Origin of the sequence: Xanthomonas sp. D-36-1, from assembly GCF_017746155.1 — a bacterium.
Classification (GTDB): domain Bacteria; phylum Pseudomonadota; class Gammaproteobacteria; order Xanthomonadales; family Xanthomonadaceae; genus Xanthomonas; species Xanthomonas cissicola.
The window spans coordinates 49,415-64,200 of sequence record NZ_JAGHWR010000042.1 but is presented as its reverse complement, the minus strand read 5'-3'; the positions used below and the strand labels follow the sequence as shown (position 1 = coordinate 64,200).

14 protein-coding genes are annotated in these 14,786 nt (G+C 64.1%); 4 read left to right on the top strand and 10 right to left on the bottom strand.

Annotated features, from left to right (window positions below; all coding sequences use genetic code 11):
- Positions 1–55: 55 nt before the first annotated feature.
- The 6 genes from J7367_RS13415 to J7367_RS13390 all read right to left on the bottom strand — a co-directional run bounded on the left by J7367_RS13415 (position 56) and on the right by J7367_RS13390 (position 7,940).
- Positions 56–1,831, bottom strand: coding sequence for an ABC transporter ATP-binding protein (locus J7367_RS13415; protein WP_057659125.1), 1,776 nt, complete (start codon positions 1,829–1,831; stop codon positions 56–58).
- On the bottom strand, positions 1,828–2,979 hold the full coding sequence (locus J7367_RS13410; RefSeq protein ID WP_057659127.1) for a hypothetical protein: 1,152 nt from the start codon (positions 2,977–2,979) through the stop codon (positions 1,828–1,830). The genes J7367_RS13415 and J7367_RS13410 overlap by 4 nt, the downstream gene beginning before the upstream one ends.
- An 89-nt stretch (positions 2,980–3,068) precedes the next feature.
- Positions 3,069–4,253, bottom strand: coding sequence for a UDP-galactopyranose mutase (gene glf, locus J7367_RS13405; RefSeq protein ID WP_057659130.1), 1,185 nt, complete (start codon positions 4,251–4,253; stop codon positions 3,069–3,071).
- Positions 4,250–5,434, bottom strand: coding sequence for a glycosyltransferase family 1 protein (locus J7367_RS13400; RefSeq protein ID WP_057659132.1), 1,185 nt, complete (start codon positions 5,432–5,434; stop codon positions 4,250–4,252). The genes glf and J7367_RS13400 overlap by 4 nt, the downstream gene beginning before the upstream one ends.
- Positions 5,435–5,471: 37 nt before the next feature.
- Positions 5,472–6,641, bottom strand: a complete 1,170-nt coding sequence (galE, locus tag J7367_RS13395) for a UDP-glucose 4-epimerase GalE (RefSeq protein WP_081027474.1) — start codon at positions 6,639–6,641, stop codon at positions 5,472–5,474.
- A gap of 432 nt (positions 6,642–7,073) precedes the next feature.
- A complete protein-coding gene (locus tag J7367_RS13390) occupies positions 7,074–7,940 on the bottom strand; it encodes an SDR family oxidoreductase (RefSeq protein ID WP_057659133.1) in 867 nt (288 codons plus the stop codon).
- A gap of 228 nt (positions 7,941–8,168) precedes the next feature.
- On the opposite strand from J7367_RS13390, the gene J7367_RS13385 reads away from it, so the two are divergent.
- Entirely contained in the window at positions 8,169–8,810 is a 642-nt protein-coding gene (locus J7367_RS13385; RefSeq protein WP_057659135.1) for a DUF6766 family protein, read from the top strand.
- A gap of 147 nt (positions 8,811–8,957) precedes the next feature.
- Positions 8,958–9,167 carry a hypothetical protein gene (locus J7367_RS13380; RefSeq protein ID WP_172955872.1) on the top strand — a complete coding sequence of 70 codons (210 nt, stop codon included), beginning with the start codon at positions 8,958–8,960 and terminating at the stop codon, positions 9,165–9,167.
- Positions 9,168–9,271: 104 nt separating this feature from the next.
- Here J7367_RS13380 and cydB read toward each other — a convergent pair whose 3' ends face one another.
- The 3 genes from cydB to J7367_RS13365 form a co-directional block, all read right to left on the bottom strand.
- Positions 9,272–10,294, bottom strand: a complete 1,023-nt coding sequence (gene cydB, locus J7367_RS13375) for a cytochrome d ubiquinol oxidase subunit II (RefSeq protein ID WP_007969742.1) — start codon at positions 10,292–10,294, stop codon at positions 9,272–9,274.
- Entirely contained in the window at positions 10,285–11,694 is a 1,410-nt protein-coding gene (locus J7367_RS13370; RefSeq protein WP_057659137.1) for a cytochrome ubiquinol oxidase subunit I, read from the bottom strand. The genes cydB and J7367_RS13370 overlap by 10 nt, the downstream gene beginning before the upstream one ends.
- Positions 11,695–11,983: 289 nt before the next feature.
- Positions 11,984–12,265 (bottom strand): hypothetical protein, encoded by a 282-nt coding sequence (locus J7367_RS13365; protein WP_057659139.1) that lies wholly within the window; start codon positions 12,263–12,265, stop codon positions 11,984–11,986.
- A gap of 535 nt (positions 12,266–12,800) precedes the next feature.
- Between J7367_RS13365 and J7367_RS13360 the strand changes: the two genes are divergently transcribed.
- Together J7367_RS13360 and J7367_RS13355 are read left to right on the top strand one after the other, a co-directional pair.
- Positions 12,801–14,084 (top strand): sigma-54 dependent transcriptional regulator, encoded by a 1,284-nt coding sequence (locus J7367_RS13360; RefSeq protein ID WP_033481013.1) that lies wholly within the window; start codon positions 12,801–12,803, stop codon positions 14,082–14,084.
- On the top strand, positions 14,081–14,323 hold the full coding sequence (locus J7367_RS13355) for a hypothetical protein (protein ID WP_042805821.1): 243 nt from the start codon (positions 14,081–14,083) through the stop codon (positions 14,321–14,323). Before J7367_RS13360 ends, J7367_RS13355 begins: the two co-directional genes overlap by 4 nt.
- On the opposite strand, the gene J7367_RS13350 is transcribed toward J7367_RS13355, so the two are convergent.
- Positions 14,317–14,697 (bottom strand): response regulator, encoded by a 381-nt coding sequence (locus J7367_RS13350; protein WP_007965127.1) that lies wholly within the window; start codon positions 14,695–14,697, stop codon positions 14,317–14,319. The genes J7367_RS13355 and J7367_RS13350 overlap by 7 nt on opposite strands.
- Positions 14,698–14,786 lie beyond the last annotated feature (89 nt).

The window sequence follows — 14,786 nt, the reverse complement described above, 5'->3', positions numbered from 1 at the left end:
TGTTTGCCTCGCCACCCATCACGCAAGGCACTCAGCGCTTTTGCGCGCAGTCGCTTCATGGTGCTTCGGTTGCAGCCTCGAACCCGGCCGCCTGCCGCTGCCACACACTATCGAACACGCCACCGCTGCCGCGCAGTTCCGCAGGGCTGCCGTCTTCGACCACGCGGCCGTCCTGCAGCACCACGATGCGATCGAAACCAATCACCGTGGACAGGCGATGGGCGACCGCCAACACGGTGCGGTCGCGCATCAGGTGATCCAGCGCAGCCTGGATTTCGGCTTCCGATTCGGTGTCCAGTGCCGAGGTGGCCTCATCCAGAATCAGGATCGGGGCGTCCTTGAGAAAGGCACGGGCAATACCCAGCCGTTGTCGTTGTCCGCCCGATAACATCACCCCGCGCTCGCCCACCTGGGTGTCGTAGCCCTCGGGCAATTGCCGGATGAAGCCATCGCAGAATGCATGCCGCGCCGCTTCGTGCACCTCGGCATCGCTGGCATCGGGACGTCCGTAGCGGATGTTGTCGCCGATGCTACGATTGAACAACGCAGTTTCCTGCGGCACCACCGCAATCTTTTCGCGCAGGCTGTCCTGGCTGACCCCGCGAATGTCCTGCCCGTCGATCAGCACGCGCCCGGATTCCACATCGTCCAGGCGCTGGATCAGCGCAATCAAGGTGGACTTGCCGGCACCGGACGGCCCCACGATGCCCACCTTCTGGCCGGCCGGAATATGCAGGTTCAATCCCTCCAGCACCGCAGCGCGCTCGGGATAGGCAAAACGCACGTCTTCGAAACGCACATCGCCTTCGGCCAATGCCAGCGGCACGTCCGCATCGACGATGGCGTGCGGTTGCAGAATGATCTGCAGGGTGTCGGCAATGGCACCCAGTTGCTGGGTGGTGTCCACCAGGGTCAGCGCCAGATCGCGCGAGCCATGCAGGATGCGGAAGGTCAGCGCACTGACCAACACCACATCGCCTGCACTCACCGCTCCGGAACGCCACATGCTGATGGCCCAGATCAGCATGCCGCCGGCCATCAGCGACAGGCAGATGTCGTGAATCACCCGCGCCTTTTCCACGTACATCCAGCTGCGCCGATGCGCTACGGCCTCGTGACCGATCTGTTCGGCCAGTCGCGCGCTTTCGCGATCGCGCGCGGCGAACGCCTTGATCGTCCACACGTTGGAAACCGCATCCACCAACTCGCCACCCACCCGGGCGGCCTGCGCGGCAAAGCGTTGATGCTTGGCGCGGCCGCGAATGCCGAAGCTGGTGATGATGGCTGCCACGATCGCAATGAAGCCGACCAGCGTGGCGGCCATGCGCCAGCCCACCGTCAACAGCAGCACGATGGCGCCGACGAAATCCACGATGGGCGGCACGATCTTCCACGCCAGTCCACCAAAGATCTGCCCGGCGGCACTGCCGAGCGCGGTGATGCGGTTGCCCAGCGCACCGGCAAAATGTTCGGTGAAGTAGCGCATCGGGTGGCCGGTGAGGTGGCGGAACAGATCCACCCGGATATCCACCACGCTGGCGACCACGGTCCGGCAGCCCAGCCAGCCGCCCAGTCGCCACAGCAGGTTTTCCACCGCGATCAAGCTGATGAACAAGCCCAGCGGCAGCCACACGTTGGCCTGGCTGCGTTGATCGGTGGCCATTGCGTCCACCAGCATCTTCATGCCGTATTGCACCGACACCGCGCAGCCGGCCGCGCCCACGATCAAGAGCAGCAAGCCAGTGAAATGCCACGGCCGTTGGCCAACGTAATGCCAGAGAAACCGCGCTGGCGTGTCCGGCAACAAGGTGGAGTGGCCGGACATACTCACGGGGCGATGTCGGCCAGCGCGAACTGTGGTGCGCGCAGACCGAAACGGTCGTGCTCGTGGCGCAGTTGATCGGCCAGGCCTGCATGCAGCGGCCGTTCGCCGTGCTCGTCCGCATAGCCGAGCAAGCCGGTGGGGCAATGCCGGTTGTTGTCCCAACCGGGGTAGTCAAGCACCGGATACAGACAGATGCCTTCCATTGCCACGCCGTGCTGCAGGGCCAGTGCAACCTCGCCGCCGACGTGATCGAGCCAGGGCCCGCGTTGATCTGCTTCGGCACCGGTTTCGGAGACGATCATCGGGCGGCGGTAGCGCTGCCAGAATTCCAGCATGATGGTCGAGAACGGCCGGTGGTCGGGCGAGTTGCGCAGGATCGGCACGCCGCCCAGATACCACTGATTATCCGAGTAGTAGTTCAGGCCGATGATGTCCAGATACTCCGGCGCACCGCCGAGTCCGGGCCACTGTTTCCCGCAGATCATGTCCCAGGCTTCGAACTGCGCCAGCCGCAGGCGCTCGGCTTCGCGACGCGGGCCTGGCCGGTCGTTGGATGGCACCACATGGATCGCAGGGTCCACCTGTAAGAAGCGCGCGCGCGGATCGACCTGGCGTATCGCGTCGATCGCGGCGATGGTAGCGCGCACCAGCTGATGCTTGAGCTCGAAACCACGCCCGCGTGCTAGCGGATGCATGCGCGCGTGATCGCCGCCATTCCATGCCCAGAACGAGATCTCGTTGAGCGGCGCGTAGAACGGCACCGCGTCGGAGGCGTCCTTGACGCACTGCGCGGCGGCGGCGGCAAAGCGCGCGAAGCGGTCGACGAACTGCGGGGTCCAGATGTCCACATCGTCCGGCCAGCCGTAATGGCACAGGTCCCAGATCACCTGGGTGCCGGCGCTGTTGGCCGCGTGCAGCATCGGCAGGAAGCTGGACCAGTCGTAATGCCCGGGGCGTTGTTCGATCAGATGCCAGCGCAGGCCATCGCGCGCGGTGCGCAGGCCATGCGCCGACAACGCCGCATAGTCCTTGGCGGCCCAGCGGTCGTGCCTGGTGGCGGCAATCAGATCGAGCCTGCGCCCATCGCGGCGGCGGTGGGTCGAACACTCGAACCCCGCCATGAAAAAACTCTCGAACAGTGTGGGGGTATGCATCCAACATCCTGCTGCGCGCGCCGCTGGGTTGCAGCGATGCGTCGATAACTGCCCTGCAGCGACGGTGCTGCAGGGCGGGGCGTGCGTTGTCAGACCGCCAGCTCGGCGCGACGCTGTTCGGCGTCTTCGATGCGCTTGTACAAGGCCAGTGCCTGGCCGACCACCTGATCCATGTTGTAGTACTTGTAGGTGCCCAGCCGGCCAAGGAAGGTGACCTTGGGCGTCTCGGCCGCCAGGCGTTCGTAACGCCGATACAACTCGGCGTTCTCCGCGCGTGGAATCGGATAATACGGGTCGCCCTCGGCCGAAGGATACTCGCGGGTGATGCTGGTGCTGGGATGTTGCTGGCCGGTGAGGTGCTTGTATTCGGTAATGCGCGTGTAGGCCACCGCTTCGTCCGGATAATTGACCGTGGCCACCGCCTGGAAGTGCTCCTGGTCCAGCGTACTGTGTTCGAATCTGAGCGAGCGGTACGGCAGCTTGCCGTAGCAGTAGTCAAAATATTCGTCCACCGGCCCGCTGTACACCAGCTGGTCGTACTCCAGCTCGTCGCAGATCTCGCGGTAGTCGGTATTGAGCATCACCTTGATGTTGGGGTGATCGAGCATGCGCTCGAACATGCGCGTATAGCCGTGCAGCGGCATCTGCTGGAAGGTGTCGGTGAAGTAGCGGTCGTCGTCGTTGGTACGGGTCGGCACGCGCGAGGTCACCGACTTGTCCAGCTGCGAGGGATCCAGCCCCCACTGCTTGCGCGTATAACCGCGGAAGAAGGTTTCGTAGAGTTCGCGGCCCACCTGATTGATCACCACATCTTCGCTGGTCTGGATATCGGCCACCGGCTCGGCGCGGCTGGCCAGGAACGCTGCGGCCTGTTCTTCGGTGCTGAGTTGCAGGCCATACAGACGGTTCAACGTGGTCATGTTGATCGGGATCGGCACCTGTTGCTCGCCAACCTGCGCAAGCACGCGGTGCGCATACGGACGCCACTGGGTGAAGTTGGAGAGGTAATCGACGATGCGCTGCGCATTGGTGTGGAAGATGTGCGGACCATAACGATGGATCAGCACGCCGGCATCGTCATGATAATCGTAGGCATTGCCGCCGATATGCGGGCGACGGTCGACCACCAGCACACGCTTGCCGAGGCCGGCGGCCAACCGTTCGGCCAACACGCTGCCGGCAAACCCGGCGCCGACGATGAGGTAATCGAAACCGCGCCGTACGTTGCCGCGCGTGCGAGGTGCGGCAAGCGGCGCCGCGGCCGGCGGGGTCATTGCGTCCAAGAAAGTGTCTCCTTCATCAAATCGTAGGTGTGGTCCCAGGACATATCGCCCAGCACGGCATCGGCGCGGTCGAGCAACTGTGCGCGATCGGCACTGTCCTGCAGTGCCGCTTCGCAGGCGGCCACGAACGCATCGGCGGTCGCGGCAATGCGCACCACGCCGGTGTCGCCATAGGTGCGCACCACATCGTGGATGGGCGTGGACACCACCGGGCAGCCGCCAGCAAGGTATTCGGGCGTCTTGGTCGGGCTGATGAAGCGCGTGGAGGCATTCATCGCAAACGGCATCAACGCCACCTCCCACCCGGAGAGATAACCAGGCAGTTCGTCGTAGGTCTTGCCGCCCAGATAGTGGATGTTGGCGGCCTGTGGCAGCTCGGAGGGGTCGATCTTGACCACCGGGCCAATCATCACCCATTGCCAGCGCGGCCGCTGCGTCGCGATCGCGCGTAGCAGCTCGACATCGAATCGCTCGTCGATGACACCGTAGAAGCCCAGCCGTGGATGTGCGATGCCGGCCTGGTCGTCAGGCTCCTGCTGCAGCGTGCGCGCGGCGGCAAAATGCGCCACGTCCACGCTACTGGGAAACGCATGCGCGTTGGCGTGCAACGCACGTTTAGCCTCCCAAATGCTGTAGCCGCCGGTAAACACCACATCGGCGCGCTGCAGCAGCTCGCGCTCGCGTTGCACCAGCTCCGGCGGCGCACCACGAAATGCCGACAGCTCGTCCATGCAGTCGTAGATGACCATGCGCGCAGGCAGATGCGCACTGAAGCTCTGGCTCATCGGCGTGTAGTACCACAGCAACAACTCGCGCACGCCAAGCTCGGCCAGGTAGCCATCCAGCAAGCGGCGTTGCACCTGCACGGCATCTTCGCCCTCACACCTGGCGGGCAGGCGCGGCACCAGGACGTGCACGCCGTGCTCTTCCCCACGCACCTCCAACCAGGGCTCGGCTGCATCGCAGGCGATGGGCTCTTCCCAGAACAGCACATTGGCATCGCGTGCAAAGCGCGACATCAGGTGCTGCGGGCGCTGATAGACAAAACTCCAGCGCAGATGCGACAGACACAACAGCGTGGGTCGCGCCGGATCGAACCGCGGCGTGCTGTCGGAAGGAACCGCGCGGCGGGTCTTGCCGATCGCGTCTTGGAACTGACCAGCCCAACTCATGGAATGTCCTCGTAGGAAAGAAATGGGTCGTTACGCGTTACGCGCGGGAAAAGCCGTTGGCGACCACGAGCGTGCGTACCGGCTCGCTGCGACGGCGCGTGTCCGGGCCGGGCGATAGCCGGGGCGCTGGTGCCGGCAGCTCGCGTGCACCTTCGCGCTCTGGCACGGCTGCCGCGGTGCGCAGGCGCGGCAGGCGCGAACCGGCATAGCCATCCGGATGCATCGACTGCCAGCGCCAGGTGTCGCGACACATGCGGTCCAGGTCGTATTCCGCGGTCCAGCCCAGCAGCCGGTTGGCCAGCGCGGTGCTGGCGAAGTACACCGCCACATCGCCATCGCGACGTGGCGCGACGCTCAGCGGAATGCGCCTGCCACTGGCGCGCGCGAACGCCGCCGCCACCTCGCGCACGCTGTAGCCGCGCCCGGTGCCCAGATTGACCACCAAGCCCTTGCGCTCGCGCTGCAGGTAATCGATGGCGTCCACATGCGCGCGCGCCAGATCCATCACATGCAGATAGTCGCGCACGCCGGTGCCGTCGTCGGTCGGGTAGTCGTCGCCGAAGACCTGCAGCGCCTCGCGATGCCCCACTGCCACTTGTGCAATGTAGGGCATCAGGTTGTTCGGTACTCCTCGCGGGTCTTCGCCCAGATACCCGCTCGGATGCGCGCCCACCGGGTTGAAGTAGCGCAGCAACGCCGCGTTGAAGTCCGGCCACGCGGCGCCCAGGTCGCCGATCATTTCTTCCATCATCAGCTTGGTGCGCCCGTAGGGGTTGATTGCCTTCAGCGGCGCGCTTTCGTCGATCGGGCTGCGGTTGGCGTCGCCATATACGGTGGCCGACGAACTGAACACCAGGTTGCATACCTTGGCAGCCCGCATCGCGCGCAGCAGCGCCAGCGTGCCGGTGACATTGTTGTTGAAGTACAGCAGCGGCTCGCGCACCGATTCACCAACGGCCTTGAGCGCGGCAAAATGCAGGACGGCGTCGATGCGCTTGCCGATCAGCAAATCGGCAAGCTCGGGCGCACGCACATCCATGCGATGAAACTCCGGGCGGAATCCCATCAGATGCTGCAGATGGTCGAGCACGCGCTCGGAGGAGTTGCTCAAATTATCGACAATGCACACATCGTGCCCACGCCGCGCCAGTTCCACGCAGGTGTGCGAGCCGATATAGCCGGTACCACCGGTGACCAAAATTCTCATTGTTGTCTGCCTTATAGGGGCGCTACTGCGCTGGCCTGCCAATGGCGCGGATGCATCACGTCGCATGCGTCGATGCGTGTGGGATGGTGTTGTCGCGCCAGCAGCGGGTTCGCACCTTCGCCACGCAGGCGTGGCGGGCAGCACTGTTTCGAAGAGGGGGCGTGCATCACGTACCAACGTCGCCTACGGTAGGAGGCCGACCGTGAGAGCAACCGCAGGAGTGAGTGTGTGCCACGCGAGCGCAACGTTGACCGGACACTCACCTGGGCCGTGCGTTTTTTGCGCGTCAGCGCAACGCGCCCGAGTGACTGCACGGGCAAGCAAGCGAGACGTGGCGTGCGCCCGTGATCGCCGAGAATCGACGAAGGAAGTGCCAATAAAAAGCCCGCGTCGCTCGATCAGCGACGCGGGCTTGGCAACAATGCGACAGCGTTACAGCGTGACCGCGCCGCCAGAGATGGTCAGCAAGGTGCCCGAGGTGTAACTGGCCGTGTCGGCCGCCAGCATGACATACGCCGATGCCAGCTCGACCGGCTGACCCGGGCGCCCCATGGGGGTCTGCCCGCCGAAGTTTTCCACCGATTCTTCGTCCATGCCGGAGGGGATGAAGGGCGTCCAGATCGGGCCCGGCAGCACCGCGTTGACGCGGATGTTCTTCTCCGCCAGCACACCGGCCAGACCGATGGTGAGGTTGGCCAGCGCGCCCTTGGTCGCGGCGTAGGGCAGGATGTTGGGCGTAGGTTTCTTCGACTGCACCGATGCGGTGTTGATGATGGAGCCGCCGTCGGTCATGAGCGGCACCGACAGGCGTACCAGATTGAAGGCCGCATGCACGTTGGTGTCGAAGGTCTTGCGCCATTCGTCCAGGGTGATGTCCTCGAAAGTCTCGAAGTACTTCTGGTAGCCGGCGTTGTTGACCAGAATATCCAGACCGCCCAGGGTACTGTTGACTTTGTCGACCAAGGCCGCTGCCTGGCTGGGGTCGCTGATGTCGCATCCCACCAGCAGCGCCTTGACGCCGGCCTTTTCGATCAAGGCGCCAATGCGCGCGGCGTCTTCCTGCTCATCGGGAAGGAAGGCAATCGCCACATCCGCGCCTTCGCGTGCATAGGCAATCGCAACCGCAGCGCCAATGCCGCTGTCGCCACCGGTAATCAGTGCGCGCTTGCCTTTCAACTGGCCGTGGCCCACGTAGCTGTCTTCGCCATGGTCCGGGCGCTGGTCCATCTTCTCGGTGCGGCCGGGAAAGCTCTGCTGCTGTGGCTTGAAGGGCGGGCATGGATAGTTGGGTACGGGCATCGTGGTCTCCTGGCAGTGGAAGTCGTTGGTTGCACGCCAGTGTGGTCACGCAAACGTAAACATCCGGGCTAAACGATGTGCGCGTGGCGTGTGTTGCCGATCGCGCCCTGTGCGCGGCAGGCAGTACGCCGACAATGCGGTGGCATGCAGAACAGCGCGGCTGCACGCAAACTTCATGCGGTTTTGCCGAGGACGCTCGATACTGCGCGCATCGCCAGGAGGTCATCCATGTTCTTGCGTCGTAATGGGCTGTCGTTGTGTCTGCTTGCGCTGACTATCTTCTTCATCGGTTGCCAGATCTATGCTGGATTGCACTCGTACAACGATGAATTGCGCGAGCAGGGGCAGCCGACGCTGCTCCTGTCTGCGTATCTGCACAGCCCGCATTTCATGTCTGCATTGTTCGAAAACTGGGAGAGCGAATTCCTGCAGATGGGAATGTACGTGCTGCTCACCGTGAAGTTGCGTCAGGTGGGCTCTGCCGAATCGCGTCCGCTCGATCCCGCGGAAGAAACCGTTGAGATCAAATCCGGGCCCACGCCCTGGCCGGTACGCGCCGGCGGGGTATGGCGACGGCTGTACGACCACTCTCTGGCAATCGCGTTCGGGGCGCTGTTCCTGATGAGCTTTGTGCTGCACCTGGTCGGTAGCTGGCGGCTGGAGGTGGGGGAACGTGCGCAGAAGGGCTTGCCACCGATCACGGTGTTCGAGCATTTCACCAGCGCATCGTTCTGGTTCGAATCGATGCAGAACTGGCAGAGCGAGTTCCTGGCGGTGTTCTCGCTGGTGGTCCTGACCATCTGGTTGCGGCAGAAGGATTCGCCGCAGTCCAAGCCGGTCGAGGCGCCGCATTCGCAGACAGGGGGGTGAAGCGGCTTGAGCCGTCTGCGAAGCGGCGAGGCGTGAGAAGCCGGGCCTGCGCGCTCCGCGGTGGGCGTGCGTCCCCAGATACGTACTTCACGCCAACACCGGGCGTCGTTCACCACCCCGCAATGCCTGCACGCCTAGCGTTGGGTCATGACGATCACGCAGGAGATGAGCATGGGCAGCGAACCGAAAAAGCCATGGGGTCCGGAAGACGACCAGAAAAAGCCGTTTACGCCACAGGAGCGTCGCAACGAGGATGTCGAGTGGAAAGTGCACGACATGCCCGACGAAGATCCCGACGTCAACAAGGCCGATCCCGAACACGACTACGAACGGCCGGACGGATCGGAAAAACGCTGAAGCAAGCCACCAGTCTCGCCGGAGCGCCCGCCACGCGGGCGCTGTTCGTTTGTCTGAATGCATCTGTCGACGCAGGGCGTGTCGTATGCACGCCGCGTTATCGCCTAGTGGTGATGGTGATAGCCCACATCGGCGGCGATCTTGCCGCGGAACACACGGTACGACCACACCGTATAGCCGAGCACCAGCGGCAGCAGTACCACCAGGCCCACCATCGGGAAGATTTGCGAGGAGGGCGGCGAGGCCGCCTGCCAGATGGTGTAACTCGGCGGCACCAGATACGGCCACATGCCCAACACCAGGCCGATGAAGCCCAACACGAAGATCGCCAGGGTCAACAGGAAGGGCCATGCGTCGCTGCGCGAGCTGTCGCTGCTGCGCCATAGCGCAAGCGCCACGCCTGCGGTCATCAGCGGAATCGGCGACAGCCACCAGAAATTGCCGTGCTCGAACCAGCGCGCCATCACATGCGAGCTCAGGAACGGCAGCCACGCGCTGACCAGCACGAGGAAGGTCACCACCACGCCCACCAGCGGCTTGGTCAGCTGCCGCGCCAAGGTGTGGGTGCGCCCATCGGTCTTGAGGATCAGCCAGGTGCTGCCAAGCAGTGCGTAACCGAATACCAGCGCAGCACCGGTGAGAATGGTGAACGGGCTGAACCAGCCGAACACGCCGCCGGTATAGCGCCCGTTGATAAGCGGCATGCCTTCCACCAGCGCGCCGAGGATGATGCCTTGTGCGAAAGCGGTCAGGATCGAGCCGGCAATGAACGACACGGTCCACAGCCGCCGCGAGCGCTGTGCCTTGAAACGGAATTCGAACGCCACCCCACGAAACACCAGCGCCATCACCATCAACAGCACCGGTAGGTACAGGCCGGACAGGATCACCGCATACGCCGTGGGAAACGCAGCGAACAGACCGGCGCCGCCAAGCACCAGCCAGGTTTCGTTGCCGTCCCAGATGGGCGCGGCGGTGTTCATCATCAGGTCCACTTCCTGTTCGTCGCGCGCGAACGGCGCCAGCATGCCCAGCCCGAGCACGAAGCCGTCCAGCACCACGTACATCAGCACGCCGAAACCGATCACGCCAAACCACACCACCGGCAACCAGTAACTCAGTTCCATGGCGTGTTCTCCTGTTCCAGTGACGTCTCTGCTGCAGACAGCGGGCGTGCCGGCGTGTGGTCGCCACCGGCCACATCCGGCCCGTCGCGGCTGGGTTGCGGCCCGGCGCGTACCAGCTTGGTCAGATAAAAGATGCCGAAGCCGAACACGAATGCGTAGCCCAGCAGATACACCAGCAGCGATACCGCCACTGTCGCAGTCGATTGCGGGCCCACCGCATCGGCAGTACGCAACCGCCCGTACACCACCCACGGCTGGCGCCCGATCTCGGTGACGAACCAGCCGGCCACCAGCGCCATGAATCCAGCCGGCAGCATGAGGTTCCATGCCAGGATCAGCGGCCTGGCATGCAGGCGCCCACGCCACCATGCAATGGCCGAGATCCACGCCAGCAACAGCATCGCCATCCCCAGACCCACCATGATGCGGAAGGCAAAGAACACCGGCGCCACCGGCGGCCGTTGATCGCGCGGCACCGACGTCAGCGGCGTAATGTCGCCGTCTGCGCTGTGGGTCAGGATCAGGCTACCCAGGCGCGGGATGGCCACCTCATAGTCGTTGCGCTCGGCTTCTGCATTGGGCAGCGCAAACACCACCAGCGGCACGCCGGCACCATGGCCTTCGCTGTGCCAGTGCGCCTCCATCGCGGCGACCTTGAGTGGCTGATGTTCCAGTGTGTTGAGCCCGTGCTGGTCGCCCACCAGTATCTGGATCGGCAGCACGATGGCGGCAAATGCCACCGACAAGCGCAACATGCGGGCGCCGGCATCCACATGCAGCCCTTTGCGCAGGTAGTAAGCGCCGACGCCGCCAACCACGAAGCAGGTGGTGATGAACGAGCCCAGGGCCATGTGCACCAGACGATACGGAAACGACGGGTTGAAGATGATCTGCAGCCAGCTGACCGGTTGCACGATGCCGTTGACCATCGCGTAGCCACGCGGGGTGTGCAGCCAGCTGTTGGACGACAAGATCCAGAACGTGGACACCAGCGTGCCGATCGCCACCATGCAGGTGGCGAAGAAATGCAGGCGTTCGGAAACCCGGCCCCAGCCGAACAGCATCACCCCCAGGAAGCTGGCTTCCAGGAAGAACGCAGTGAGCACCTCATAGCTCAGCAGCGGGCCGATCACACTACCGGCAATGCGGCTCAGCTCGGGCCAGTTGGCGCCGAACTGGAAGGCCATGACGATGCCGCTGACCACACCCATGCCGAACGACACCGCAAAGATGCGCAGCCAGAAAAAGTACAGCCGCTTCCAGGTCTCGTCGTGCGTGCGCAGCCAACGCCATTCCAGAAAACCGAGCAGGTTGGCCAGGCCAATGGTGAAGGCCGGAAACAACACATGGAACGAAATGACGAAGGCGAACTGGATACGGGACAGCAGCAGCGCTTCCACAGGTCTCTCCTAACGCCTGGTCGGGCACGGCAGTGCCGACACAGGGGCCGCGGGACGGGGTGCCGGCCGGGCAGGCGCCGCTGGCACCTGCAGGGCGCGCCAGCGGCGGAACGTGGCAGCGAAAGACCACCGCGTGCCGGCACGTGTTGCCAACAACAAGCGTGCGCCCATCACGCGCGGAAAAGATTGACCTAGCGCACCGTGGGACATCTTGCCTTTCCCTAGAACCCCGCCGCGATCACGGCAGGCGTGCACCGCACCAATCAAGCGAGCCCAACCTATGGGCACATCATCTTTGGCGTAGGTGACGCAGGCAACGCGGCGCCAGCCAATCGGCGAGCACGGCATTCATCGAGCCAGGGGTGAGGCACAGCGCATCGCGCACGGCCTTGATCGCGTCTGCATCGGTCAGGTTGGGGCGCGCGTTGTATGCCGCGCAGACTGCCCGGATCGTGCCTTCGGGAACGCCGTCGAATGCGTAATAGCCAAGTTGGCCTCGGCGGTGCTCGCCACGCCAGTAATCCAATTCGGTTTGCACATCGGCCTGCACGGGCGCCGAGATTGCGTGCATGGGACACCTCACTCGCTGGATCGGGCGAGTGTTCGCCGCACCCTGGAAGGAAGGCGTGAGCGCGTTGTGCACGCCCTCTCCACGGGCGGTGCGTAGGCTGTGGGTAACTCAGCAGGCCCAGTGCGGCTTCCTGACGGGTTCATGCGGCGCCATGGTGGCGTCGGCTTACGTCAGCCCCGGCTGATATCCTGGCCCCGATGCAGGCACGCAAGCGAGCTCAGCCAGCGCTCGATCGAGACGGCACCCGTCGTTGGACTGGCGCGACTGCCGCGGCAAACCTTGCACTCCTTGGCGTTTCGACATTCTCGATACGGCGACCCACCCAGAGCGTGACGCTTGGCACTGGCGCAATCGAGCGCTTCCATGCGTACTTCGCCCACAGCCATCAGGGCGGGCTCGACTGGGGGAAGAGCGCCGCACCATTCACAGAGCGTGACAGCAGCAGGCAATTTCCGATGTGGTGTGTCATCGCATTTCGCGCGGCCGTCACAATTCTCAACTGAACATGTATCAGTCATTGCGGACAGAAGCGCTCATGGACCGTCTTTCCTGCGCCATCATCGACGACGACGTGGAGTTCTGCGATCAGGTGGTTGAACTTGCCACCGATAGCGGCTTCCATGCCAAGGGCATTCACACCCTTGGCGAAGCCAGCCGCTGGCTGGACAGCAACTTTCCCGACCTGTTGGTGGTGGATGTTGGCCTGCCAGACGGCAGCGGCTTCGATCTGATCGAACGGCTCGACCCGGACCACACCCCGCAGATCGTTGTGGTCTCGGGCGATTACGCGCGCGAAACCCAGGGCCGCGCGCAGCAGTTCGGGGTTAGCGAATTCTTGACCAAGCCGTTCGCGCCCGAACGCCTGGAGCGGGTGCTCGGGGGACTGCGCGAAGCGCAACAGGGCAACCTGGGCATCGTCGGCAACAGCGACAGCATCGTGATGCTGCGCAAGGACATCGTGCGCGTGGCGCCGACCGATCTGAATGTACTGGTGACCGGCGAAACCGGCACCGGCAAGGATCTGGTGGCGCGCGCCATCCACCGTGTGTCCGGTCGCCGCGGCCGCTTCGTACCGGTCAATTGCGGGGCCATTCCGGAAGAGTTGCTGGCCAGCCAGTTGTTCGGCCACGAGCGCGGTAGCTTCACCGGCGCCGACCGTCGGCATGCCGGGTTCCTGGAGCAGGCCGCAGGCGGCACGCTGTTCCTGGATGAGATCGGCGAGATGCCCAAGCGGCTGCAGGTGTATCTGCTGCGGGCGATCGAATCGCGCAGCTTCATGCGCGTGGGCGGCAACGAGGAAATCGCACTGGATGCGCGCGTGGTGGCAGCCACCCATCAGCACGTGCAGCGCGAGCAGGCGGTGCTGCGCGAAGACCTGTTCTACCGTCTCAACGAATACCCGATCCAGGTGCCGCCGCTGCGCGAGCGCCGCGGCGATGCGCGCCTGCTTGGCTTGCGCGTGATCGACGAGCTCAACGCCAAATACGGCAGACGCAAGTTGCCGACCAAATCGCTGCTGCGCTACCTGGCCTACCACGCCTGGCCGGGCAACGTGCGCGAGCTGCGCTCGTTTATCCACTATCTGTATCTGCGCTCCGATGGCGATCTGTTGAGCGCTCCGGAGGTGGAGCAGACCGTGCCGCAGGCCGATCAGGACGGCTTGCTCATTCCTGCCGGCTGGACCATGCGCCAGGCGGAAGACGCGATGATCGAATCGGCACTGGCGCGTACGCGCTTCAACAAAAAGGCCGCCGCGCGCGAACTGGGCATCAGCGTGCGCACCTTGCATAACCGGCTCAGCGACAAGGATGCGGAGTGAGCGACGCACCGCGTGGGCAGCGGCGCGAGTTGCTGCACCAATTGCGCAACCGTCTCAACGTGATGGGCTTTGCCTTGTATGCGTTGCGCAACGAAACGTCCAAGCCACTGGAAACGCTGCGCACGGCGCATCAGTCCGCCGTCGAACTGCTCAACCAGCTTGGCGAGCAAGAGCGCGCCCTGCAGCAGCCCGGCGTGGAACCGGGCGATAACGCCCAGCCCGCCTGCGCCGATCAGTGACTGGCCGTCTCGCTCTGGTGGCTGAGCAAGCTGGTGATCGTGCGCGGGTTATAGGGCTTCATGCAGTACGACAAATGCGCAAAGCGCTGCGGCAGCGTATAGCGGTCGTAGCCGGAGCAGAACGAAAACGGCACGCCGCGCTCCATCAATGCATCGGCGACCGGAAACACCGCCTGGCCGCGCACGTTGACATCCAGCAAGGCGCCATCGATGGCCTGACCCGACGCGACCAGCGAGAGCGCGTCGGGTACATTGCCGACCGGTCCAACGACGCTGACGCCGGCTTCCACCAACAAGTCGTTGAGCGATTCGGCCAGCAGGTAATCGTCCTCGACAACAAGAATGCGGCGGCCGATGAGTGCAGTGTCGTACATGACAGGCTCCAGAGCAGCGGCGTTTCAGACAGCGCGCGCAAGCATGGTGCTCGCAAGGCAGGTTAACGCGGCGCGTAAGCAGACGCTTC

Coding starts and splice junctions, on each gene's coding strand:
- J7367_RS13410 (WP_057659127.1), bottom strand. CDS start 2,979: ATGCATACCCCCACACTGTTCGAGAGTTTTTTCATGGCGGGGTTCGAG.
- glf (WP_057659130.1), bottom strand. CDS start 4,253: ATGACCCCGCCGGCCGCGGCGCCGCTTGCCGCACCTCGCACGCGCGGC.
- J7367_RS13400 (WP_057659132.1), bottom strand. CDS start 5,434: ATGAGTTGGGCTGGTCAGTTCCAAGACGCGATCGGCAAGACCCGCCGC.
- galE (WP_081027474.1), bottom strand. CDS start 6,641: ATGAGAATTTTGGTCACCGGTGGTACCGGCTATATCGGCTCGCACACC.
- J7367_RS13390 (WP_057659133.1), bottom strand. CDS start 7,940: ATGCCCGTACCCAACTATCCATGCCCGCCCTTCAAGCCACAGCAGCAG.
- J7367_RS13385 (WP_057659135.1), top strand. CDS start 8,169: ATGTTCTTGCGTCGTAATGGGCTGTCGTTGTGTCTGCTTGCGCTGACT.
- J7367_RS13380 (WP_172955872.1), top strand. CDS start 8,958: ATGACGATCACGCAGGAGATGAGCATGGGCAGCGAACCGAAAAAGCCA.
- cydB (WP_007969742.1), bottom strand. CDS start 10,294: ATGGAACTGAGTTACTGGTTGCCGGTGGTGTGGTTTGGCGTGATCGGT.
- J7367_RS13365 (WP_057659139.1), bottom strand. CDS start 12,265: ATGCACGCAATCTCGGCGCCCGTGCAGGCCGATGTGCAAACCGAATTG.
- J7367_RS13360 (WP_033481013.1), top strand. CDS start 12,801: ATGGACCGTCTTTCCTGCGCCATCATCGACGACGACGTGGAGTTCTGC.
- J7367_RS13350 (WP_007965127.1), bottom strand. CDS start 14,697: ATGTACGACACTGCACTCATCGGCCGCCGCATTCTTGTTGTCGAGGAC.